This window comes from Paraburkholderia atlantica (assembly GCF_000092885.1).
GTDB lineage: Bacteria > Pseudomonadota > Gammaproteobacteria > Burkholderiales > Burkholderiaceae > Paraburkholderia > Paraburkholderia atlantica.
In genome coordinates this window covers 781143-803544 of record NC_014117.1, presented here as the reverse complement: position 1 = coordinate 803544, position 22402 = coordinate 781143, and the positions used below count along the sequence as shown (strand labels likewise).

The following is a 22402-nucleotide window of genomic DNA, read 5'->3' as shown; positions in this document are numbered from 1 at the left end:
ACGAAAACGGCACGCTTCCAGGCGTGCCGTTTTTTTATGCCGCCCGCGTCACCACGCGATCCGATCGAAGCGCCGCGTGTAGAGCACGTCGGCGCCGTAGAACGTGCCGCCGTAGACGACCAGCGACCAGTACCGCGTCAGATTGATCGTCGCCTTGATCGCATTGCTCGCCGACTGCAGCCCCTGCTCGTAGCCGATCACGAGCCACTCGTTGATCGCCTTCGACACCATCACCACTTGCGGATCGGTCAGACCGACGTCGCTGCGGCCGATCGAAAACTCGTCGAGCCCGACGGTCTGCGCGATCCGCGCGCCCGTCGCGCTGCCGAGCAGCGCGAGCGCGGTCGTCATCGTGCTCTGCTGGCCGAGGTTGTTACCCTGGTCGGTGCCGTGGCCGAACAGCAGCCACGACAGTTTCTCGTTGTCCGGCACGCTCGGCTCCGACACGAGCCGCGCGACCGGCGCCTGCAGCGTGCCGGTCACCTGCACGCCGGCCTCGACCTGCTGGTTGCGGCGCATCGCGAGAATGTTGATGCCCGGATTGGTGACCGGCCCGTTGAACGTGAAGAAACCGTTCTCGATCGCGAGCTTGCGGCCGAATGCGGTGTAGGTCGAACCCGGCGTGACGCGCACATTGCCGACCGCGCGCAGCGGCGTATTCGGCGCGCTCGTCGCGGTGATCGTGCCGGCGAGGCCGAGGTCGGCGCCCTTGCCGCGGAAGCGGAAGTCGTTGCCGAGGCCGATCTCGATGTTCGCGCGTGGCGCGAACGGGCTCGCCGGCGGCTGGCCGCCTTCGGTCGGACGCGGCCGGCCGCCCGAGCGCGTGCCGTCCGGGCGGATGATCACGACGTCGTCGCCGAGGCTCGGCGCGGCCTGCTCGGGCAGATCGAACAGCGCGCTGTCGACCACGAACTTGCCGTCGATCACGGGACCGCGCTCCACGCCGCCGTTCGAGATGTTCGCGCTGCCCGACAGCGACAGATGACGGTCCGGCGACGCGAACACATCGAGCTTGTCCGCGACGATGCTCGCGGTCATGTCGGGCTCCGCGCTGTCGAGGCGCACGCGCCCGGTCGCGCGCAGCGTGCCGCTCGCGCCGTGAAACTCGACCTGCTGGAAGTCCACCGTGTTCTGCGACAGCGCGATGCGCACGACGCCGTCCTTCAGTTGCACGCCCTGGCTCACGACCGTCGCGGACAAACCATCGCCGGTCAGCGAGCCGGTCACGTTCGGCTTCGCGACCGTGCCGCCGAGCGCAAGCTGCAGCGCGAGACGGCCGTCGAGCAGGTAGCTCGGGCCGAGCAGGCCGCCCGTCGTGCGCAGCGACGGCACGTTCGCGTTGACGTTGCCCGACAGTGCGCTCTGCGGATCGACGGTCAACATGCCGTCACGCAGCACGAGCGGCGTGTGCGCGTCGGCATCGATCACGCCGATGCGGCTCGCCTGCGCATGCACGGTCGCGTTGAGCCGGTTGCCGCCGGTAAATTCGGCGCGCGCGCGGATTGCGCCAATGCCCATCGACGCGAGCCCGCGGCCGATTTCGACCGTCACGTCCCCGCTGCGCCGGCGCAGCTCGATGTGGCCGCTCGCCGTCGCGCCGAGCGAGAAGTCCCAGTCGCCGTCGAACACGAGGTCGGTGCGCACGGCGGGCGGCTCGCCAGTGATCTGGCGACGCAGCTCCTGCAAGTGCGCGAGCGACACATCGGTCAGGCTACCGGCCGACTGGATGCGGCCGTGATCGAACGCGAACGACTTCAGGGCCAGCACCGAGCCTTCGATCGTCAGGCGCGTCGCGCCGAGTGTCAGGTGACCCGGCCCGGCGCTGACCGTGAGCGGCGCTTCGAGGTTAAGCGCCGGCGTGCCGCGATTCTGCAGACGCGTGACGGTGCCGTCCCAGCGCGAGCCGTCGCGCGTGTCGGTCAGCTTGCCGTTGGCGGCGAGCGTCAGGTCGAGCGGACGGTCTTGCAGCTTGCCGGTCGCGGCGGCCTCGAGCGTGTGATTCGCACGCGTTCCGGACAGGCGGGCGGTCAGCGTGGCGAGGTCGACGCCGCCCGCGCTGACATTGCGCGCGTCGGTCATGAACGCGAGCGCGCCGTTCGCGCCGTCGCGCAACTCGGCGTGGCCCTGTGCGTGGCCGACACGGTTGCTCGCGAACACGACGCTGTCGGCCTTGTAGTTCAGCGTCACGTTCGGATGCGCGAACGAACCGGTCACGTCGCCGTCGGCGGCGACCGCGCCCGCGAGGCCGAAGCCGAGCCGGTCGAGCTGCGGCGCGTCGATGGCGAAGCGCAGCCGGTCGCCGGCCGCGCCGAAGCTGCCTTGCAGATTGACCTGATTGCCCGCCACGGAAAGATTGGCGCGGCTCGGCAGGATTCGCGAGCCGGCCAGCTGGATCATGCCGCCGCCCGTCAGCGGCAGGTCGTTGTAAACACTCGGGCCGAGCGTGAATTCGGCGCGCGTCGTGAAGACCGGCGCGAGCACGCCGGCCGCGCTGATTGTGGCGTTCACGCGCGCCTCGATCCTGCGGGCGGGCGTGGCCGGGCGCGGTGCCGCGTGCGCGGCTGCGCGGGGCGCATGGGTCGCGCGATGCGCGGGCGCTGGCGTCCTGCGCTCGAGCACTTCGGTCTGCACCGCGGCCTTTGCGGTGTTCTTCGCGATGGCCGCGGCCTGATCGCCGGGCGCCGCGCTCGTGGCGCCGGCGGTGCTGCCCGCGAGCGCCGCGGCCTGCCCTTGCCGCTCGCTCCGCCCGCCGCTCGCGGCGGGCGCGCCGGAACTCGTGACCGGCGTGCGCGCGGGCATCTGCGAGGTCAGCGACAGCGGATCGAAATCGGTCAGTTGCGCCTTCAGGTTGTAGGTCGAGTTCGCATCGTGCTTCAGCGCGCCCGATAGATCGATGCGCCCGCGGCCCGACGTGACGCGCACATCGTTGAAGCTGATGCGCGCCGGGTCGAACGTGATCTTGCCCTGCGCGCGCAGCGCGGCGGCGGGGTCGGCGAGATCGAGCGTCAGGCTCTGGATGTCGTCGTTCAGGCGAATGCCGATCGGGCCGGACAGTTGCGTCGGCCGCACGGTGGCCTGCAGCGCGTTCAGGTCGAGCCGCGCGACGTTCAGATCGAGCTGGCCGTGCCGGCCGGTCAGCGTGCCGCCGCCGGTGAGCGTCGCGTTGCGCACGAGCCGCACGTTCAGGTTCGAGATGCTCTGCGTGTGGGCGTCGAGCCGCACGTCGGCGTTCGCGTCGATCAGCGGCAGCAGTTTCTGGTCGATTGCGCCGGGTTTCGCGTTGACGATCGAGATGTGACCGGCGACGGCGAAACCCGCCGCCGGTTTGGCCGGCGCCTGGTGGCCGCCGAAGACCTGGTGCGGACGGCTGGCGGCCGACGGTTCGGCCGCGCTGGCTGTGCTGGGCGTGCTGGCCGCGCTCGCTGTGTCCGCCGCGCCGTGCTCCACCGGCTGCAACTCGGCGCGCACCGCCAGATCGGCCAACGGCGCACCGGGCGCGAAGGCCTGCGGATTCACGTGATCGAAGCTCAGCGTCGCGCGCTGCAACGGCACCGCGGCGAACGGCGCCGCTTCGACCCGCGCGTGACCGGCGAGCTTCATGCCGCTCGCATCGAGCTCGGCGACCAGCTGCTCGAGCGTGCCGCTCAGGTGACCGGCCACCTGCACCGCTTCATCGTTGACCTTGCCTGAATAACCGACTTCGCCGGTGAGCGGAAACGGCTGCACGCCATCGAGTTTCGCCGCTGCGGTCAGCGCGCCGAACGGCGTCTCGAGCCGATCGATCGCCGCCTCGTGATGACGCCCGTCGCTGCGTCCATGAAATGCGAAGCTCGACAGCTCGGTCGTCGACGATCCCTGATGCAGCAGCAGCCGCTCGACTCGCACATCGCGGACCTCCAGTTGCATCGGCAATTGCAGATCCTGCGGCAGTTTCATCGGCTCGTTGCTGCTCGGCGACGACGGGCCGACACGCGCCTCGATCGTGCCGACGTGCAGGTAATCGATCGTCAACCGCCACGGCTCGCGCGCGAGCGCCCAACTGCCCGCGACGCGGTCGATCTGGATGTCGGTGCCGTTGCCGTCGAGGCTGCGCCAGCGCACGTCGCGCAGTTGCACGCCGTGCGCGAGCGTGCCGCCGTCGAGCGTGCCGGCGAGCCGGCCGCCGAGCAGCTTGACAGCCGCGTGCCACACATACGCGGTGCCGCGCTCGGTCGTCAGCGCGCCGTACAGCAAGCCGACCGCGAGCACGGCGAGTAGCACCAGCATGATCACCGTGCCCGCGATCGTCTTCAACAGCAGCCGGCCAAAGCGCCGCTTCGGCGGCGGCGTGTCGGGCGGCTGCTGCCCATCCGGCGGTCCTGGCGGCGTGGCGCCGGGCGGCTGCGCGGAGGGCGGATCGGTGACGTCGGTGGTCATGCGTGAATACGGTGGCAAATAAGGTAGCGGGTTGTCGTCAAAACATCAGAACGCGATGCCGAGCGTGATATACGGCCGCACCCTGTTATCGCGGATGCCGTAAGCAACATCGAGATTGACCGGGCCGACCGGGCTGCGCCAGCGCGCGCCGACGCCGGCGCCCGGATAGAAAATCTTCTCGCCCCAGGTGTCGGTCGCGGTGCCGATGTCGAAGAACACGGCCGCGCCCCAGTTGCGCGAGAACCAGTGCTGGTATTCGGCCGCGCTCGTCACCAGGTATTTGGTCGGCAGGACCGAGCCGGCGACGTTGTTACCGATGCTCTGGAAGCCGTAGCCGCGCACCGAGTTCGAACCGCCCGCGCGGAACAGCAGCGACGCCGGAATGCCGCTCGAACTGCCGCTGGTGAAAACGCCGCCGAGCTCGGCGCGGATCAGCACGATGTCGTTGTCGCCGATCGGGAAATACTGCTGGCCGCGCGCGTAGCCGCGGATGAACGACTGGTCGGCGAGCACTCCCTTGACCGCGAAGCCCGCCTCGACGTGGATCAGGTTGCCGCGGCGCGGGAACAGCGGGTCATCGGTGTCGCGCCGCGTCCACGACCACCCCGGCACCAGCGCGTGCGCGCGGGTCGGCGGCGCGGCGTTCTGGTTAAGCTGATCGTTGTAGAACAGCAGCGAATAGCTGTAGTCGAGGAACTGCGACGTGCGCGAGCGCTGCACGCCGCCGCGGATGCTGTAGATGCGCGTGTCGGAGACGTCGGTGGTCGTGTACGACGCGAGCACGCTATTGGTCCACCCGCGCTGGCCCGGCGGCATCGATAGCTGGACCTGTCCGTATTGCTGCGTCTGGTCGGCGCGGCCCTCGACGGTGAACGGCCATGCCGCGCCGAACGTGTTCAGGTACGTGTAGCCGCCCTGCACGAGCGCACCGTTGTCGGTCGAATAGCCGACGCCGCCGCGGAAGCTGTGATACGGAAACTCCGACACCTTCACGTGCACCGGCGTGTCGAGCGGCTTGCTCGGGTCGTTATCGAGGTCAATCGCGACGCTCGCGAAGTACGGCGTGTTCTGCAATTGACGCTGCAGTTCGGCGACAGTGCGCGTGTCGTAGATGTCGCCCGGCGAGATCGGATTGACGTTGTGGACGATGCGTTCCGGATAGCGCTTCGTGCCCTGCACGTCGAGTTGGCCCATCGTGAAGGTCGGCCCGCTGTCGTAGATCACCGACAGCTTCGCCGTGTGCGTGCGCGGATCGATCAGCGCCTCGGAGTGGTAGATCTTCGCGGCGAGGTAGCGGCGCGATTGCAGCTCGCGCAGCGACGCGTTCTTCGCGTCGTCCCAGTCGCCCTGCGAGAACGGCTGGCCCTCGCGCAGCGAGAACGCGAAGCGCGTCGCGTTTTCGCGCGACGGGTCTTCGGTCAGCACCGCGCCGCGAAACGACAGATCGACCGACGTGACCTTGGTCTGCGGGCCCGGCTCGACGCGCACGGTGACCTGCCGCGTGTTGTCGACGGTGCGCACGTCGGTGCTGACGAGCGGCGAGAAATAGCCCTGCGTCGCGGCGAGATCGCGCACCTGCTGCGGCGTCGCGGTGATCAGGAACGAAAACTGGTCTTCGGTGACGTCGGGGCGCTTCGCGAAACGCGACACATCGAGGTGCTGTTCGAGCAGCCGGCGCAGCGCGCGCGGCTCGGCGACCACCTCGACCTTGTAGCTCGGCGCCTTGCTCGCCGCGTAGGCCTCGCCCCCGGCGAGCAGCAACATCAGGAGGCCGAAGGCGAACGACACGCGCAGCCAGCACCGCACGAGCGCCTCGCGCTCACGCGCGCGCCCTCGCGTCTGGCCGGTCTCGCCGCGCCACGCACGCGGCTTGTCGATCGTACCTCCCGCCAAACAGGACCTCCGGCCTCAATGAGTGAATTCTCGCGCCCCGGCCGCGCTGCGCGATCGAGCCATGCTATTTGACCACAATGCGACCCCAATCGGCCCCTATCGTGCCCCAGGCGGCGCCCCGCGCTTCATCTCAAAATAGACGGCCTGCGGTGATTTTCGACCGCGCGCTACGCATGCGGTAAAATCGCGGACGACGGCGCCCTCCTCGCGGCACCGCGCAGCGGCCAGCCCGAGAGCCGTCACCTTACCCACCACGGAAGTCGAGCCATGTATCAATCGGACATCACCCAGTTCCTGAACCAGCTCAAGCAACAGAAGCCCAATCTCGAGGCCGAGCAACGCAAAGGCCGCGCACTGCTGTGGGACAAACAGCCGATCGATCTGGAAGAGCGCGCCGAGCAGAAAGCTTCGCGCGTGCAGCAGACGCCTTACTCGTACTACCAGAACTTCTAAGCCCCCCAGTCACGCCGACGATGAGTCACGCTGACGAGGTGCATGGTCCGCTTCACGGGCCCATACATGGCCCATTTCACGGCCCGGCGCCCGCACCGTCCGACACCGCGCTTTCCACGCCCGCCACCGATTCGACCCCCGACACGGTCGACGGCGTCGCTTTCGCGCGTTTGTACGGCGAGCCGCTGTTCAAACTGCCGAACGACCTGTACATCCCGCCGGACGCGCTCGAGGTGTTCCTCGAGACCTTCGAGGGGCCGCTCGACCTGCTGCTGTACCTGATCCGCAAGCAGAACTTCAACGTGCTCGACATCCCGATGGCGGATGTGACCGCGCAATATCTCGGCTACGTCGAGCAACTGCGCAAGACCAATCTCGAACTCGCGTCCGAGTATCTGCTGATGGCCGCGATGCTGATCGAGATCAAGTCGCGCATGCTGCTGCCGGTCAAGAAGGCCGACACCGGCGAAGAAGCCGAAGACCCGCGCGCCGAACTGGTGCGCCGCCTGCTCGAATACGAGCAGATCAAGCTCGCCGCGCAACGCATAGACCAATTGCCGCAGCTCGGACGCGATTTTCTACGCGCCGAGGTCTACATCGAGCAGAGCGTCACGCCGCGTTTCCCGGACGTGAACAGCGACGACCTGCGCGCCGCGTGGGCCGACGTGATCAAGCGCGCGAAGCTGGTCCAGCATCACAAGATTTCGCGCGAGGAGCTGTCGGTGCGCGAGCACATGAGCCTGATCCTGCGGCAGTTGCAGAACGCGCGCTTCATCGAGTTTTCCGATCTGTTCGACACGAGCCGCGGCGTACCGGTCGTGGTCGTGAACTTCATCGCCGTGCTCGAGCTGTGCCGCGAATCGCTCGTCGAAATCACCCAGGCGGAGCCGTTCGCGCCGATTTACGTGCGGCTGGCGTATCTGCCGGCCTGAGCGCGGAGTGACGGCCGCTTAACGGCCGGACCGCGGCCGAACCGCGGGAACATCGTTATGAACCGTCGCAGCGAAGCCTGGCGGGCCTCAGCGGGAACTGCGCGACAAGCGCGCGGCGCGCCGCTCCCAGGACCCGCCGCGATTCGGTGCGCCCGCTGCCCAAATCCACTACAATCCGCGCTCCGAACCCGTCATTTGCCGGCGAGGCGATGACCGCGCGATTCCGCCCGGTGTCGCGCCAACCGGATCGCGCGCCGCGCGAGCCTATCCCTGTCCGATCATGAAAGTCATCAGCTCGATCCATGAATTGCGCGACCAGTTGCGCGGCCAGAATCGCACGGCCTTTGTGCCGACGATGGGCAACCTGCACGAGGGCCATCTGTCGCTGATGCGCCTCGCGCGCCAGCATGGCGACCCGGTCGTGGCGAGCATTTTCGTCAATCGCCTGCAGTTCGGCCCGAACGAGGATTTCGACAAATATCCGCGCACGCTCGAAGCCGACATCGAAAAGCTGCAGAAGGAAGGCGTGTATGTGCTGTTCGCGCCGACCGAAAAGGACATGTATCCGGAGCCACAGGAGTATCGCGTCCATCCGCCGCACGATCTCGGCGACATCCTCGAGGGTGAATTCCGCCCCGGCTTCTTCCACGGCGTCTGTACCGTGGTGATGAAGCTGATGTCGTGCGTGCAGCCGCGCGTCGCGGTGTTCGGCAAGAAGGATTACCAGCAGCTGATGATCGTGCGCCAGATGTGCCACCAGTTCGCGCTGCCGACCGACATCGTCGCCGCCGAAACCGTGCGCGACACCGACGGCCTCGCGCTCAGCTCGCGCAACCGCTACCTTTCGGCCGCCGAGCGCGCCGAGGCGCCGATGCTGGCCGCCGAACTCAATCGCGTGCGCGACGCGGTGCTCGCGGGCGAGCGCGACTTCGCGAAGCTCGAAGAGTCGGCCAAAGCGACGCTCGCGGCGCGTGGCTGGAATCCCGATTACATCGCGATCCGCAAGCGCTCGAACCTGATCGCGCCCGGCGCGCAGGACGCCAACGCACCGCTCGTCGTGCTGGCCGCCGCGAAACTCGGCGCGACCCGGCTCATCGACAACCTCGAAATCTGACGCCGCACCCGCCCGCGCGAACCCAGTTACACTGCGCAGTCACTCAGGATTGGATTGATCATGCAACGCAATATGCTGAAGTCGAAGATTCACCGCGTCGCGGTCACGCACTGCGAGCTCCACTACGAGGGCTCGTGCGCGATCGACGAAGACCTGCTCGAAGCGGCGAACATCGTCGAAAACGAACGGATCGACATCTGGAACATCAACAACGGCGAGCGCTTCTCGACCTACGCGATCAAGGGTGAGCGCGGGAGCGGCATGATTTCGCTGAACGGCTCGGCCGCGCGGCGCGCGCAGCTCGGCGATCTGGTCATCATCGCGGCGTTCGCGGTGGTCGACGAGGCGGAGCTGAAGGCGGGCTGGAAGCCGGACCTCGTGTTCGTCGATGAAAACAACAAGATCAAGGGCAGCCGCGACCACGTGCCTACGCAGACCTGGAGCTGAGCGCAGCTCATGATGCTTCACTGATGGCGGGCTGCCCCCGCCTCAGCCCTTCTTCCCCGTGCCGTTCGTCCACTCGACGATCGGCTGCCATTGCTCCAGATCCTTCTCCACGCGGCTTTTCGCGACGTCCCACAGCGTCAGGCCGTGCGCCGCGAGCTGCACGTAGTTTTGCGTGTCGCGCAGAAAGCCGAGCACCGGCAGCTTCAGTCCCTCGACGAAACGATGCAGCTGCTCGGCCGAGCGCGTGCGTGCATCGACGCGCATGCCGACCACGCCGATCTCGATCGCGCCCTTCCTGACCGCCTTTTCCTTCGCGAGCCGCTCGAGAAATTCCTGGGTCGCGAGAATATCGAACAGCGACGGCTGGAGCGGCACGATCACCTTGTCGGCGAGATCGAGCGCGATGTTCATGCGATTGCCGTGCAGGCCGGCCGGCGTGTCGACCACCGCGTGCTCGAGGCCTTTCGGCGGCTTGGCGGGCGTGTCGGGATTGACCTCCCAGGTTTCGATGGTCGGCAGCGTGGAGGGCCGCAATTCGAGCCACGCATGCGCGGAGTGCTGCTTGTCGAGGTCGGCCAGCGCGACCCATTCGCCCTCCGCGGCGAAGTAGCCGGCCAGATTGGTCGATAGCGTGCTCTTGCCCACGCCGCCCTTCGGATTCGCCACCACGATCACCGACATGAAATCTCCCGGAAAGAAGGCTGGACCGCTGCCAGCCGGTTTGCCGCGCTATTGCTCCGTACCCGCCGATCCGCTGTGACCGGCGCCGGCGGGCTCCACGATCGCTGCCGTTCGATGTTCGGTTCCCAGGTACGCCCACCGGTTCAGCCGTTGATAATATCGACAAATCCCGCGCGGCCGAAACCCCCGCATCACGAATCGGCCGCCGCAACCCGCCGTCTTTATCGACAAGGACCTGAATCTCATGAGCAAACTGCGCCCGGAATACACCGTCGAACGCCTGCAGGAGCGCCAGAAAGGCACGCTGCCGGACCTGCTGGGCCTGCGCGTGCTGACCGTGGACCAAGGCACGCTGATCGCCGAACTGACCGTGCGCGAAGAGCTGCTCGCGCCGAACGGCTTCCTGCACGCGGCCACCGTGATCGGCCTCGCCGACACCGCCTGTGGCTACGCGTGCATCGCGCATCTGCCCGAAAACTCGCGCAATTTCACAACGGTCGAGCTGAAGAGCAACTTCCTCGGCACCGCCACGCAGGGCACGATTCGCGCGGTCGCGAAGAGTGTGCACCTCGGGCGCAGCACGCAGGTCTGGGACGCAACGGTCACCGGTCCGGATGGTAAGACCATCGCACTGTTTCGTTGCACGCAGATGGTGTTGTACTAAGCGTACCGCCCGCGCAGCAATGACGCTCAAGCCGATGAAAAAGTCCGGTCCAAAGCGTCACCTCAGCGCCGCAAACAGCCTGCGCATATCGACATGCTCGGCGAGCGTGTCGGCCAGCCGCTCCAGCGACGCCTCGCGCAACGCCGGATAGTCGACCGCTTCGGCGTCGCTCAACCCCGCCCACGCGAGCAGCGCCCCGCACGCGGCCGGCGTGTCGAACAGGCCATGCACGTAGGTCGCGAGAATCTGGCCGTCGGCGGACAACGCGCCATCGGAACGGCCAAGGCCCGCGCCGCCCTCGTGCGGACCAGCACGATCGAGCCGCAGCGCCGGCGTGTCCAAGGCCGGCCCGCGCGTCTCCCCCATATGAATTTCGTAGCCGGCGACGTCCGGCGCGCCGGGCAGCGCGAGGCGCCCGCTCACGTTCTTCAGCGTCTTGTTGCGCGTCAGCACCGTCGCAAAGTCGAGCCAGCCGAAGCCCGCGAAGGTGCCGGGTGTGCCCTCGACGCCATGCGGATCGGCGATCTCGCGGCCCAGCATCTGCATGCCGCCGCAAATGCCGATCACGCGGCCGCCATAGCGCAGATGCCGCGCGAGCACGTCGCCCCAGCCCTGCGCGCGCAGAAACGCGAGGTCGTCCGGCACGTTCTTCGAGCCCGGCAGAATGATCAGATCGGCGGACGGTGGCGGCGTACCCGCGCGCACATAGTGAAAATCGACCTGCGGATGCGCGCGCAACGCGTCGAAGTCGGTGTGGTTGCTGATGTGCGGCAGCACCGGCACGACCACGCGCAGCAGCCGGCGTGCAGCACCGCTCGCCGCAGCGCGCAGTTCGGGCGGCAGCATGTCCTCGGCGTCGAGCGTCAGGCCGTGCAGGTATGGCACGACCCCGAGCACCGGTTTGCCGGTCTTCGCTTCCAGCCAGTCGAGCCCGGGCTTCAGCAGGCCGATGTCGCCGCGAAAGCGGTTGATGATGAAACCCCGCACGCGCGCCTGCTCGCTGTCGGACAGACACGCGAGCGTGCCGGTCAGGTGCGCGAACACGCCGCCTCGGTCGATGTCGGCGACCAGCACGACCGGGCAATCGACCGCCTCCGCGAAACCCATGTTCGCGATGTCGCGCTCGCGCAGATTGATCTCGGCGGGACTACCCGCGCCTTCGACGAAAATCGTGTCGTACGACGCGCGCAGCCGCGCATACGACTCCAGCACCGCCTCGAACGCGACCGGCTTGTAGTCGTGATAGGCGCGCGCGTCGAGATTGATGCGCGCCTTGCCGTGGATGATCACCTGCGCGCCGCGATCGCTGGTCGGCTTCAGCAGCACCGGGTTCAGATCGGTGTGCGCGTCGATGCCCGCGGCGAGCGCCTGCAATGCCTGCGCGCGGCCGATCTCGCCGCCGTCGACGGTGACCGCGCTGTTCAGCGCCATGTTCTGCGGCTTGAACGGCGCGACCCGCGCGCCCGCGCGCCGCGCGAGCCGGCACAGTCCCGCGACCAGCGTGCTCTTGCCCGCGTCGGACGTGGTGCCCTGGATCATCAGCGTGCCGCGCGGCACGGGCAGGGTGTCGGGAGAAATGGGCATTCGGGTCACGGCGATGCAGGTGGAAGGTGGACAGTGGCGTTGCAATGGAATCGAGCGGCATTATCCCATCGCGCCGGTACAATCATAGGATGACTCCCCGCGACCTCACCTTCGTCCTTGGCGGCGCCCGCTCGGGCAAGAGCGCGCATGCCGAGCGGCTCGCCAGCGACAGCGCCCTCCCCGTCACCTACATCGCCACCGCCCGTGTCACCGACGACGCCGAATTCAACGCGCGCATCGCGCATCATCGCGAGCGGCGGCCCGCGCATTGGGGGCTGGTCGAAGCGGACGACGATCTCGCGGGCGCCCTCGCGCAGCACGACGCGCCGGGCCGGTGTCTGTTGATCGACTGTCTGACGCTGTGGCTCGCCAACCTGCTGTGTCCCGCCGACAGCGTCGCACCGCCGCTGTCGCACTACTACGAGCAGGCCGCCGCGTTCGAAACTGCGCTCGCCGGCGCACGCGGCAAGATCATCATCGTCAGCAACGAGATCGGCCTCGGCGTCGTGCCGCTCGGCGAAGCCACTCGTCTTTACGTCGACGAACTCGGCCGCCTCAATCAACGGATCGCCGCATTGAGCAGCGCGGCCACGCTGATGGTCGCGGGACTGCCGCTCGCGCTGAAAAGCGCGAGCCGCGCGTGATGCCCCCGCTGACGATGCCGCTGATCGCGACGCTCGCGGTCGCGGGCGTCGCCGTCGATCGCTGGTTCGGCGAGCCGAGCCGCCGGCATCCGCTGGTCGGCTTCGGCAACTGGGCCGCGCGCATCGAGGCGCGCTTCAACCACGACCGGCGTCTGCGGCTCAAGGGTCTGCTCGCATGGGCGCTCGCGGTGCTGCCGCCAGTGCTGATCGCGTGGTGGCTGGTCGCCGTACTGCCGTTGTTCGCGGCCTGCGCGCTGCATGTCGCGCTGCTGTGGTTCGCGCTCGGCGCACGCAGCCTGCGCGATCACATCGCGCCGATCGCGCGGGCACTCGGCCAACGCGATCTCGCCACCGCACGTGAGTTGACCGCGCGGATCGTGTCGCGCGACACCAGCCAGTCCGACGAAGCCGCGCTCGCGCGCGCCGCGGTCGAATCGGCGCTCGAAAACGGCAACGACGCGATCTTCGGCGCGCTGTTCTGGTTCGCGCTCGCGGGCGGGCCTGGTGCGCTCGGCTTTCGCCTCGCCAATACGCTCGACGCGATGTGGGGGTACCGCACGCCGCGCTATCTTCGCTTCGGCTGGGCCGCGGCGCGCATCGACGACGTGCTGAACTGGATTCCCGCGCGGCTGACCGCCACCAGCTACGCGCTGCTCGGCGACACGCTGGCCGCATGGCGCTGCTGGCGCGAACAGGCGCCGCGCTGGGACAGCCCGAACGCGGGCCCGGTGATGGCGTCCGGCGCCGGCAGCCTGAACGTGCTGATCGGCGGGCCGGCCGTGTATCACGGCACGCTCGAGCATCGGCCGACGCTGGGCTTCGGGCATCCCGCCGAGGCGCGTCACGTAGGCGCCGCGTTGATGCTGGTCGAACGCACGGTGATTCTGTGGCTGGCCGTGCTGATCGTGCTGGCGTTGTTGAGCGTGCCATTCCGTGGCTGAGCGGAGCGACACGCGTAGCGATGGGATGAGCGCATGACCGAGCGGATACAAGCGCGCGAGCACGCCGCAGGCGATCCGATCGCGCATGGCGGCAACCTGCACGAAGCGGCGGCGCGCTACGGCATTCCATACGCGCAGTGGCTAGATCTGTCGACCGGCATCAATCCGCACGGCTATCCGGTGCCGCCGCTGCCTGCCGATGCGTGGCGCCGTTTGCCCGACGAAGGCGACGGCTTCGCCGAGCGGGCCGCGCGCTACTACGGCGCGCCCGATGCCGCGCACGTGCTGCCGGTGGCCGGCAGCCAGGCGGCGATTCGCGCGCTGCCCGCGTTGCTGCCGCGCGCGACGGTCGGCATCGCGCCGCTGACCTACGGCGAGTACGCGCCCGCGTTCGCGCGCGCCGGACACGAGCTCGCGCCGCTCGACGTGCAGCGAGACACGCTGCCCGCAGCGCTCACTCATATCGCGATCGTCAATCCCAACAATCCGACCGCTACGCACCTCGATGCCGCGAGGCTGCTGCGCTGGCACGCGCAGCTGCGCGAACGCGGCGGCACGCTGCTCGTCGACGAGGCGTTCGCCGATACGCTGCCGGCCGCGCGCGTCGCGTCGCTGGCGGCGCATACGCAGCGCGACGGGCTCGTCGTGTTGCGCTCGCCCGGCAAGTTCTTCGGGCTCGCGGGGGTGCGCGCCGGCTTCGTACTGGGCGCGCCCGCCTTGCTCGCCGCGTTGCGCGACCGATTGGGGGCGTGGACAGTCAGCGGTCCCGCGCGTCATGCGGTGAGCGCCGCGTTCGCCGATGCCGCGTGGCAAACGCAGATGCGTGAGCGGCTGATCACCGAGAGCGCGCGGCTTGCCGGGCTGTTGGATGCGCATGGATTCGCGACACACCGCACGCCGCTTTTCGCATGGACCGACGATGCGCGCGCCGCCGCATTGCATGAAGCGCTCGCACGGCGCGGCGTGTGGACGCGTCTTTTTCCGCCATCGCCCCGGGTGCCCTCAGCCAGCGTGCGCTTCGGGCTGCCGGGCGATGAAGCCGAATGGACCCGCTTCGAACAACTGCTGCAACAGGCGGTTGAATCGATCGATGGCGCGCGCTCGGGCTAGCGGATCGTCCTTTACACCTGACTCGTTCAACGCTTCGTGTTTCGCCCTCGCCCGATGACCTGCTTCACTTGCTCCGCTCGCTTTGCTCGGCCCGCGCGCCGCTTGATCGATTGGTTCAGCGCCGCAGCGCTCGCTGTAACTGCACTGAGCGCGCACGCCTCCATCACCGTCACCGACGACAGCGGCGCGACCGTCACGCTCGCCGCGCCCGCACAGCGCGTGATCAGCCTCGCCCCGCATGTGACCGAATTACTGTACGCCGCGGGCGGGGGCCCGAAGATGGTCGGCGCGGTGTCGTACAGCGACTATCCGCCCGAAGCGAAGCAACTGCCGCGCGTCGGCGACAACAAGGCCCTCGACCTGGAACGCATCGTCGCGCTGAAACCGGATTTGATCGTCGTGTGGCGGCATGGCAATGCGCAGCACCAGCTCGAGCGCTTGCGCGAACTGCACGTGCCGCTCTTTTTCAGCGAGCCGCGCCGTCTCGACGATATCGCCGTGTCGCTGACGAAGCTCGGCCGGCTGCTCGGCACCTCGACGAGCGCGGACGCGGCGGCGGCCGCCTATCGCGAAGACATCGCCCGTTTGCGCGCGCGGTATGCGAATCGCCCGGTAGTCAGCGTGTTTTATCAGGTATGGGACCGGCCGCTGATGACGCTCAACGACGAGCACATGATCAGCGACGTGATCACGCTATGCGGCGGCCGCAACGTGTTCGCGGACCTGCAGCCGCTCGTGCCGACTGTATCGACCGAAGCGGTGCTCGCGGCGAATCCGCAGGCGATCGTCACAGCTGCGTCCGGCGCGACGCAGCCCGACACGACGCTGCCCCAACTCGACACATGGCGCGCGTGGCCGCGTCTCGCGGCCGTCGCGAACAACAACCTGTTTGCGATCGACGGCGATCTGATCAATCGCCCCGCGCCGCGCATCGCACAAGGCGCGCGGCAACTGTGCGAGGACCTCGAACTGGCGCGCTCGCGCACAAACAAACCCGCGCCATGACGCGCCGCGGGTCGCCCAAGAAACACGCTCAGTTCCGCGGATGACCAGGCGGGTCACGCATTCCATCGCACCAGCGACCACTGTAGCGTCTCGTCGTTACGCCGCAACCAGACGATCCCCGTCATATCGAGCGACCACTGCAGGCAACGCGCGAGCGGCACCTCCAGCACCCACGACGCGATCGCGCGCATCACGCCCGCGTGCGTAACCACGTACGCGGGCGACAGCTCGCGCGTCAGCGCGAACGCATCGAACCACGCTCGCACACGCGCGACGAATTGCGCGACGCTTTCGCCGCCATGCGCGCGCGCATGCTCGAAATTGGCGGCCCAGTCGTCGAGCTGGGCGCGATCGATCGTATCCCAGCGCTGCGCTTCCCAGTCGCCGAAATCCATCTCCTTCAGACGCTCGTCGTGGCTGACCACGCAGCCGAAGTCGTTGGCGATCTCGTTCGCGAGCGCGGCGCAGCGCGTGAGCGGACTCGTGATCAGCACGCGCGGCGCCGGCACCTGCAAGCTCGCGAGCTTGACCGCCAACGCATTGGACGTGACCTCGGCGCTTTCCGCCAACGCGACATCACTATGGCCGTAACAAACCCCCGCCTCGAGCGCGACAGCGGGATGTCGAATCAGGACGATATCCATGCAAGCCCCACCAGATAGATGCTCAATTCGAAGATCTGCTGCGCGAAGCCGAGACAGTCACCGGTATAGCCACCGATGCGTCTGACGAAATAACGGCCCATCGCGAAGCGCAGCGCCAACAGCACCACACACGTGAGCGCGGCGAAACGCCAGTCGGGCGCGCCGGGGCCGTTCGGCCACAGCAGCCACGGCAGCCCGAACAGCGCGGCGCACAGCAGCGCCGGCCCGCGCAGACGCTGCGCGACCGGCTTGGCTTTGCCTGCGGCGCGCACATAGTCGAGCGTGGCCAGATAACTGATCGCGCACGCGCGGCTCGCGCCATGCGCCGCAACAATCAGACCTGCGGCGGAAAGCGGCGGCAAAGCGGCGAGCGTTTGCCACTTGATCGCCAACGCGATCACGAGCGCGATGGCACCGAAAGCACCGATGCGCGAGTCCTGCATGATGCGCAACGCATCGTCGCGCGTATAGGCGCCACCGAACGCATCGACGCAATCGGCCAGACCGTCCTCGTGGAACGCGCCCGTCAGCAGCAGCGACGCGGCCATCGACAGCAGCACCGCGACGCCCGCCGGAAACGCGCGCAGTGCGGCCAGATAGACGAGCGCGCTGAAGCCGCCGACCAGCACGCCGACGAGCGGAAAATAGCGCGCCGCCGCGTTCAGATAATGCGGCTCATAGCCGACCCAGCGCGGCACGGGCACGCGCGTGAAATAACCGAGCGCCGTGAAGAAATAGCGCAGTTCCGCGAGCGGGTTCATGGACGTGGCGAGTGCATGTTTGCAGCGATGCGGGCGGAGCTTCGCGTTGCCGCGAAGCGTGGGTTCGAGCGCGTCACGGTTCGCGATCCGCGACGCCTGCGGAATCGAAGCTGGCCATCTCGTTGACGAAGGCCACGGCCGCGCGCAGCAGCGGCACCGCGAGCGCGGCGCCGGTGCCCTCGCCGAGCCGCATGTCGAGCGACAGCAGCGGCTGCGCGCCGAAATGATCGAGCATGCGCCGATGCCCGGCCTCGTTCGACGCATGCGCGAACACGCAGTACTCGCGCACGTCGGGCGACAGAGTATCGGCGACCAGCAGCGCCGACGTCGCGATGAAGCCATCGACGAGGATCGTCATGCGCGCCTCGGCGGCGGCCAGAAACGCGCCCGCCATCATCGCGATTTCGAAGCCGCCGAAGGTCGCGAGCACGTCGAGCGGCGCGCATGCGTCGGCATGACGCGCGAGCGCCGCCGCGAGCACGTTGCGCTTCTTCGCGAGTCCGGCATTGTCGAGGCCGGTGCCGCGGCCGACGCAGTCGTCGATCGGCACGCCGCACAGGCGGCTCATCAGACACGCGGCCGCCGATGTGTTCGCGATGCCCATCTCGCCGAAGCCGATCACGTTGGTGCCGAGCGCCGCATGATGACGCACGCGCGCGGCGCCCGCCTGCATCGCGGCGAGCGCTTCGGCGTGCGTCATCGCTGGCTCGTGAGCGAAGTTGCGCGTGCCGCGCCCGACCGGCATGTCGACGAGTCCGTCCGTGGACGGCAGCGGCGTCGCGATACCCGCGTTGACCACTTCGAGTTCGAGACCGGCGACGCGGCTGAGCGCATTGATCGCCGCGCCGCCCGCAATGAAGTTCGCGACCATCTGCGCGGTCACCGCTTGCGGATACGGGCTCACGCCTTCGGCGGCGATACCGTGATCGCCCGCGAAAACGATCATCGCGGGACGCCGCACGGTGGGATGTGTACTGCGCTGGATCAGACCCATCTGGCGCGCGAGCGTCTCGAGCCGGCCGAGGCTGCCGGGCGGTTTGGTGCGCGTATCGATGATCCGTTGCAACTCGGCGCGCAGCGTCTGATCGAGCGGCGCGACTTCGGGCAAACCGGCCGGGAGTGGGATGCGAGTCATAGGTGTGATCGAGACAAGGTATGGGGGTAAATATCAGCCTGACTGTGCGTCATGACCGGCAGGCGATTCATGACGCGCGCGCGGCGCGGGAATCAGCGCCTCGTGCTCGCCGTCGCGAATCAGAATCAGCGGATAGCCGAACGCGCGGCTCGTCAACGCGGGCGTCAGCACGTCGCGCACCGGGCCCGCATACGCGCCGCCCGCGCCGTCGAGCAGCAGCGCGTGCGTCGCGAAGCGGCGCGCGAGGTTCAGGTCGTGGCATGAGAACAGCACGCTGCGCGGTAGGTTGCGTCCCGGTTCGCGCGTCCATGCGACGAGCGCTTCGAGGCAGTCGATCTGATGATGCAGGTCGAGATGCGCCAACGGTTCGTCGAGCAGCAACAGCGGCGCGTCCTGGCACAGCACTGCCGCAAGCGCGACGCGCTGACGCTCGCCGCCCGATAGCGACAGCACGTCGCGCGCCGCAAAGTCCGCAAGACCGAGCGATTCGAGCGCCGCCTGCGCGGCCGCGCGATCTTCATCGCGCTCCCAGCCCCAGCCGCCCAGATGCGGGAAGCGGTTCAGCAGCACGATGTCGAGCACACTTGCATTGAACGCATCGGCCGCGCTTTGCGGCATCAGCGCGCGGCGCCGGGCAAGCGGCAGCGGCTGCCAGTCGGCCACGCGCACGCCATCGAGTTCGACATCGCCCGCCGCCGGATGCAACAGGCCTGCCAGCGTCGACAGCAAGGTGGTCTTGCCCGCGCCGTTCGGCCCGGCGATACACCAGACTTCGCCCGCATTGAAGGTGTGCGTGAACGCGTCGAGCAAGGTGCGCGCGCCGGCGCGCAACGTCAGGCGCTGCGTGCTCAGCATGGTAGAGGTCGGGTTGGGTTCGGCTTGCATCATCGGCGGCGTTTGAGCAGCATCCACAGGAACACCGGCACGCCGACCAGCGAAGTAATCACGCCGACCGGCAATTGCGCGGGCGCAATCACGGTACGCGCGATCAGATCCGCGCCCATCACCGCGACACCGCCGCCGAGTGCCGCCGCCGGCAGCAGCATGCGCTGGTCGTTGCCGAACGCGAGCCGCAGTATGTGCGGCACGACGAGACCGACGAAGCCGATCGTGCCCGCGGTCGTCACCGCCGCGGCCGCCGCCAGCGACGCGACCAGGTACACGCGCAAACGCAGCGGCATCACCGCGACGCCCAACGCTTGCGCGGCCGCGTCGCCGCGCAGCAGCACGTTCAGACGCGGCGCGGCCGGCACGATCGCGAGCAACACGAGCGCGAGCGCGATCAGCGCGGTCCACGGCAGAGCGCCGCCGTTGAGGTCGCCGGTCAGCCAGAACAGCATGCCGCGCAGACGGCTATCGGGCGCGAGATTCAGCAGCAGCGTGATCATCGCGCCCCACCCGGCCGCGATCACCGCGCCCGTCAACAGCAAACGCGGCGACGTGTCCTGCGGCTCGCCGCGCCACAGTTCGCGACGCGCGAGGCCGAGCACCAGCAGGATCGACACGAACGCACCCGCGAACGCGCTCGCATCGACGATCCACCATGCGCCGCCCGCGATCATCGCGACCAGCGCGAAGGTGGCCGCGCCGCCCGACACGCCGAGCACGTACGGCTCGGCCAGCGGATTGCGCAGCAGCACCTGCAGCAGCGCGCCGGCGAGCGCGAGCAATGCGCCGCACGCGAAGCCCGCGAGCGCGCGCGGCAAACGCAACGTGCGCACGATTTCGCCGGCGAGATCGTCGGTGCCCGTGGCGCCGAACGTGTGCGTTGGCACGAGCGCCGCAAGCACACGCGACGGCGGGAGCGGCACGCTGCCGAGCACCAGCGACGCGCCGAGCAGCGCGACGGCCGCGAGCGTGAGCCCGAGCCAGATCGCGGCCGCGCGTTTCGCGTTCATCGGGCGCGGCGTTGCCAGCGCGGCGGATAGAGAACCGGACGCGCGACTCATCCGCGTGCGCTCACGCATGCGGCCAACCCGGCGCGCGCGTCACTGCTGCTGCCAGCCGAGCGTGACATAGGCACCGCGTCGCGGCGAGTTATACGAGTAGGCCGTTTCATAGTCCTTGTTCAACAGATTGTCGATTTGCGCGCTGACGTACCACGCCTTCGTGATGTTGTAGCGCGCGGACAGATTCACGATGCCATAGCCGCCGAGGTTGCCGGTGCTGTCGGTACGCGGACCGCTGACGATCCACTCGCCGCCAACCCGCCATCCACCGATGCTGCGGTTCACCGCGAACGACCCGAAGCGTCGGGCGCGCCGTACGAGGTCGGTACCGCTGTCGAGATCGACCGGGTTCTGCACCGTGAACGTCGCGCGTACGTCGGTCTTGCCGACATGACCGCTCCACGATCCTTCGAGTCCCTGCACCTTCGCATGGCCGACGTTCTCCGCGAGATAGATGCCGGGGATCGTCTGCACGTAGTTGATCAGATTCGTATAGCGCGTCTGGAATGCGTTCAGACGCATCACGCCGAGCGCATCGGTCGCGTACTGCAAAGCGGCTTCGACCGAGTGACTGCGCTCGGGCTGGATCGACGGGTTGCCGCTGATCGGATAGTACAGATCGTCGAAGCTCGGCGCGCGGAACGCATCCGAATAGCTTGCGGTTACCTTCCAGTGCGACGTGATGTCGAAACCGTAGCCGAGATAGTAACTGTTCGCTCCGCCGAAATCGGAGTACTGGTCGCGGCGTACGTTGGCCTGAATCTGATTGCGCCCGAAGCGCGCGCTGTAACCCCCGAAGACCGAATCGACATGACGGTCGGGCGCGGCGAAGGTGTCGGAGTCGAGAGTCTGGTCGAGATGCTCGTAGCCGAATTGCAGCTTCTGGTTCGCGGCGAGCGCGAAATCGTTCTGCCACGTGTACTGGCGATTGTCGGTATCGAAGCGGTCGTCGTAGATGCCATTGGTGTTCGATACGCTGCGGTCGTCGCCCTCGGCGAGCGTGAAGTGGGTGGTCCACCAGTCGGTCAGCTTGCCGTTCGCGAACACCGACATCTGACGCACCTTGCTATAGAGGTTGTTCAGATCGGTCGGCACGCCGTACGCATTGTCGTAGCTGTTGTTGTTGTTCGACTGGAAGTAGCTGACGCCCGCATCCCACTTGTCGGTGAACTTGTGGCGCAGCGACGCGCTGATGCTCTCGTTCAGATTGCCGTTCGCGTTCGGATTCGCGGCCGGCGCCTCGAGCGGATTGAGCGACGAAAAGCCGTCGTCCTTCGTGCGCGCGAGCGAGATGTTGAAGGTCGTGCGGCCCTCCTGATCGAGCGCGCCGTTCACGCCGGCCGTTTGCGTCTGCGTGTGATAGCTGCCGTAACCGACCGAGAAATTGAAACGCGGCGGATGAGCGCCGCCGTCTTTCGTGAACACCTGCACGACGCCGCCGATCGCACCCGAGCCGTACAACGCCGAAACGTTGCCGTTCACTACTTCGACGTGATCGACCTGGTCGAGCGGAATCTGTGCGAGCTGAGCGGAGCCGAGACTGACCGAATCGACGCGCACGCCGTCGATCAGCAGCAGCGATTGCGTCGACGAAGCACCGCGCAGAAAGAGGCTCGTAGTCGAACCGGGGCCACCCGTGCGCGAGATCTGCGCGCCCGGCGCGAGTCGCAACAGGCCGGGCAGATCGGTCGCGGTCGTGTCGGCGATGTCCTGCTGATCGAACTGCGTGGTCTGCGGGATCGCGTCGCGCAACGCTTGCGCTCCGCGTTGTGCGGTCACGACGATCGGCGACAGCACGTTGCCCGACGCATCGGCGGAAGGGGGATTGGCCGCATCGGCAACGTTTGCGGCGTTCGCGCTGCTGGCATCCGTAGCGGACGATGAAGACACAGACTCGGCGCTTTGCGCATGCACGACGAGCGGCAGACTCGCGAACGCGAGCAGCGTCGCGCGGGCGATGGGGGACAGCATGGGATGACATTCCTGTGGATAGCGTGCGCGGCCTGCTTCCCCGCGGGCCGACGCGTCA

At 68.0% G+C, this 22402-nt stretch carries 19 protein-coding genes; 9 read left to right on the top strand and 10 right to left on the bottom strand.

All coding sequences use genetic code 11. The features are described 5' to 3' along the window. Window positions 1-48 precede the first annotated feature (48 nt). Complete coding sequence (locus BC1002_RS03605; protein ID WP_013088718.1) at window positions 49-4416, bottom strand: translocation/assembly module TamB domain-containing protein; 4368 nt, start codon at window positions 4414-4416, stop codon at window positions 49-51. A gap of 45 nt (window positions 4417-4461) precedes the next feature. Further along, window positions 4462-6309: an autotransporter assembly complex protein TamA gene (locus BC1002_RS03600; RefSeq protein WP_013088717.1), complete on the bottom strand. Its 1848-nt coding sequence runs from the start codon at window positions 6307-6309 to the stop codon at window positions 4462-4464. A gap of 267 nt (window positions 6310-6576) precedes the next feature. Here BC1002_RS03600 and BC1002_RS03595 point away from each other — a divergent pair, with 267 nt between their 5' ends. The 4 genes from BC1002_RS03595 (at window position 6577) to panD (ending at window position 9255) form a co-directional block, all read left to right on the top strand. Further along, window positions 6577-6762: a DUF3460 family protein gene (locus BC1002_RS03595; RefSeq protein WP_013088716.1), complete on the top strand. Its 186-nt coding sequence runs from the start codon at window positions 6577-6579 to the stop codon at window positions 6760-6762. A gap of 20 nt (window positions 6763-6782) precedes the next feature. After that, window positions 6783-7694, top strand: coding sequence for a segregation and condensation protein A (locus BC1002_RS03590; RefSeq protein WP_013088715.1), 912 nt, complete (start codon window positions 6783-6785; stop codon window positions 7692-7694). Between the two features lie 280 nt (window positions 7695-7974). Then, on the top strand, window positions 7975-8808 hold the full coding sequence (gene panC, locus BC1002_RS03585) for a pantoate--beta-alanine ligase (RefSeq protein ID WP_013088714.1): 834 nt from the start codon (window positions 7975-7977) through the stop codon (window positions 8806-8808). A 60-nt stretch (window positions 8809-8868) separates the two neighbouring features. Next, the gene (gene panD / locus BC1002_RS03580; RefSeq protein ID WP_013088713.1) at window positions 8869-9255 is read left to right on the top strand and encodes an aspartate 1-decarboxylase; all 387 of its coding nucleotides are present in this window, start codon (window positions 8869-8871) and stop codon (window positions 9253-9255) included. A 42-nt stretch (window positions 9256-9297) separates the two neighbouring features. Here the strand turns inward: panD and BC1002_RS03575 are convergent, their stop codons facing one another. Continuing rightward, complete coding sequence (locus BC1002_RS03575) at window positions 9298-9936, bottom strand: ParA family protein (RefSeq protein WP_013088712.1); 639 nt, start codon at window positions 9934-9936, stop codon at window positions 9298-9300. 244 nt (window positions 9937-10180) lie between these two features. On the opposite strand from BC1002_RS03575, the gene BC1002_RS03570 reads away from it, so the two are divergent. Then, the gene (locus BC1002_RS03570; protein WP_013088711.1) at window positions 10181-10600 is read left to right on the top strand and encodes a PaaI family thioesterase; all 420 of its coding nucleotides are present in this window, start codon (window positions 10181-10183) and stop codon (window positions 10598-10600) included. 57 nt (window positions 10601-10657) lie between these two features. Here BC1002_RS03570 and BC1002_RS03565 read toward each other — a convergent pair whose 3' ends face one another. Further along, window positions 10658-12184 carry a cobyric acid synthase gene (locus BC1002_RS03565; protein ID WP_013088710.1) on the bottom strand — a complete coding sequence of 509 codons (1527 nt, stop codon included), beginning with the start codon at window positions 12182-12184 and terminating at the stop codon, window positions 10658-10660. An 89-nt stretch (window positions 12185-12273) separates the two neighbouring features. Between BC1002_RS03565 and cobU the strand changes: the two genes are divergently transcribed. The 4 genes from cobU to BC1002_RS03545 are packed head-to-tail and all read left to right on the top strand — an operon-like array spanning window position 12274 to window position 15884. Further along, a complete protein-coding gene (gene cobU, locus BC1002_RS03560) occupies window positions 12274-12828 on the top strand; it encodes a bifunctional adenosylcobinamide kinase/adenosylcobinamide-phosphate guanylyltransferase (protein WP_013088709.1) in 555 nt (184 codons plus the stop codon). After that, on the top strand, window positions 12828-13769 hold the full coding sequence (gene cbiB / locus BC1002_RS03555) for an adenosylcobinamide-phosphate synthase CbiB (protein ID WP_013088708.1): 942 nt from the start codon (window positions 12828-12830) through the stop codon (window positions 13767-13769). The genes cobU and cbiB overlap by 1 nt, the downstream gene beginning before the upstream one ends. A 33-nt stretch (window positions 13770-13802) precedes the next feature. After that, window positions 13803-14879: a threonine-phosphate decarboxylase CobD gene (cobD, locus tag BC1002_RS03550; protein WP_013088707.1), complete on the top strand. Its 1077-nt coding sequence runs from the start codon at window positions 13803-13805 to the stop codon at window positions 14877-14879. A gap of 54 nt (window positions 14880-14933) precedes the next feature. Further along, the gene (locus tag BC1002_RS03545; RefSeq protein WP_013088706.1) at window positions 14934-15884 is read left to right on the top strand and encodes a cobalamin-binding protein; all 951 of its coding nucleotides are present in this window, start codon (window positions 14934-14936) and stop codon (window positions 15882-15884) included. 53 nt (window positions 15885-15937) lie between these two features. Here BC1002_RS03545 and cobC read toward each other — a convergent pair whose 3' ends face one another. From cobC to BC1002_RS03515, 6 genes are all read right to left on the bottom strand, one after another. Next, entirely contained in the window at window positions 15938-16528 is a 591-nt protein-coding gene (gene cobC / locus BC1002_RS03540; protein ID WP_013088705.1) for an alpha-ribazole phosphatase, read from the bottom strand. Further along, window positions 16513-17289: an adenosylcobinamide-GDP ribazoletransferase gene (locus BC1002_RS03535; protein ID WP_013088704.1), complete on the bottom strand. Its 777-nt coding sequence runs from the start codon at window positions 17287-17289 to the stop codon at window positions 16513-16515. The genes cobC and BC1002_RS03535 overlap by 16 nt, the downstream gene beginning before the upstream one ends. A gap of 73 nt (window positions 17290-17362) precedes the next feature. Further along, the gene (cobT, locus tag BC1002_RS03530; protein ID WP_013088703.1) at window positions 17363-18424 is read right to left on the bottom strand and encodes a nicotinate-nucleotide--dimethylbenzimidazole phosphoribosyltransferase; all 1062 of its coding nucleotides are present in this window, start codon (window positions 18422-18424) and stop codon (window positions 17363-17365) included. Window positions 18425-18457: 33 nt separating this feature from the next. Beyond that, a complete protein-coding gene (locus BC1002_RS03525) occupies window positions 18458-19279 on the bottom strand; it encodes an ABC transporter ATP-binding protein (RefSeq protein WP_238537915.1) in 822 nt (273 codons plus the stop codon). Between the two features lie 29 nt (window positions 19280-19308). Next, window positions 19309-20373: a FecCD family ABC transporter permease gene (locus BC1002_RS03520; protein ID WP_013088701.1), complete on the bottom strand. Its 1065-nt coding sequence runs from the start codon at window positions 20371-20373 to the stop codon at window positions 19309-19311. A gap of 39 nt (window positions 20374-20412) precedes the next feature. Beyond that, window positions 20413-22344, bottom strand: coding sequence for a TonB-dependent receptor domain-containing protein (locus tag BC1002_RS03515; protein WP_013088700.1), 1932 nt, complete (start codon window positions 22342-22344; stop codon window positions 20413-20415). Window positions 22345-22402: the final 58 nt, after the last annotated feature.

Coding starts and splice junctions, on each gene's coding strand:
- cobC (WP_013088705.1), bottom strand. CDS start 16,528: ATGGATATCGTCCTGATTCGACATCCCGCTGTCGCGCTCGAGGCGGGG.
- cobU (WP_013088709.1), top strand. CDS start 12,274: ATGACTCCCCGCGACCTCACCTTCGTCCTTGGCGGCGCCCGCTCGGGC.
- BC1002_RS03525 (WP_238537915.1), bottom strand. CDS start 19,279: ATGCTGAGCACGCAGCGCCTGACGTTGCGCGCCGGCGCGCGCACCTTG.
- BC1002_RS03595 (WP_013088716.1), top strand. CDS start 6,577: ATGTATCAATCGGACATCACCCAGTTCCTGAACCAGCTCAAGCAACAG.
- cobD (WP_013088707.1), top strand. CDS start 13,803: ATGACCGAGCGGATACAAGCGCGCGAGCACGCCGCAGGCGATCCGATC.
- BC1002_RS03515 (WP_013088700.1), bottom strand. CDS start 22,344: ATGCTGTCCCCCATCGCCCGCGCGACGCTGCTCGCGTTCGCGAGTCTG.
- cbiB (WP_013088708.1), top strand. CDS start 12,828: ATGCCCCCGCTGACGATGCCGCTGATCGCGACGCTCGCGGTCGCGGGC.
- panD (WP_013088713.1), top strand. CDS start 8,869: ATGCAACGCAATATGCTGAAGTCGAAGATTCACCGCGTCGCGGTCACG.
- BC1002_RS03590 (WP_013088715.1), top strand. CDS start 6,783: ATGAGTCACGCTGACGAGGTGCATGGTCCGCTTCACGGGCCCATACAT.
- BC1002_RS03565 (WP_013088710.1), bottom strand. CDS start 12,184: ATGCCCATTTCTCCCGACACCCTGCCCGTGCCGCGCGGCACGCTGATG.
- panC (WP_013088714.1), top strand. CDS start 7,975: ATGAAAGTCATCAGCTCGATCCATGAATTGCGCGACCAGTTGCGCGGC.
- BC1002_RS03545 (WP_013088706.1), top strand. CDS start 14,934: ATGACCTGCTTCACTTGCTCCGCTCGCTTTGCTCGGCCCGCGCGCCGC.
- BC1002_RS03520 (WP_013088701.1), bottom strand. CDS start 20,373: ATGAGTCGCGCGTCCGGTTCTCTATCCGCCGCGCTGGCAACGCCGCGC.
- BC1002_RS03605 (WP_013088718.1), bottom strand. CDS start 4,416: ATGACCACCGACGTCACCGATCCGCCCTCCGCGCAGCCGCCCGGCGCC.
- BC1002_RS03535 (WP_013088704.1), bottom strand. CDS start 17,289: ATGAACCCGCTCGCGGAACTGCGCTATTTCTTCACGGCGCTCGGTTAT.
- BC1002_RS03575 (WP_013088712.1), bottom strand. CDS start 9,936: ATGTCGGTGATCGTGGTGGCGAATCCGAAGGGCGGCGTGGGCAAGAGC.
- cobT (WP_013088703.1), bottom strand. CDS start 18,424: ATGACTCGCATCCCACTCCCGGCCGGTTTGCCCGAAGTCGCGCCGCTC.
- BC1002_RS03570 (WP_013088711.1), top strand. CDS start 10,181: ATGAGCAAACTGCGCCCGGAATACACCGTCGAACGCCTGCAGGAGCGC.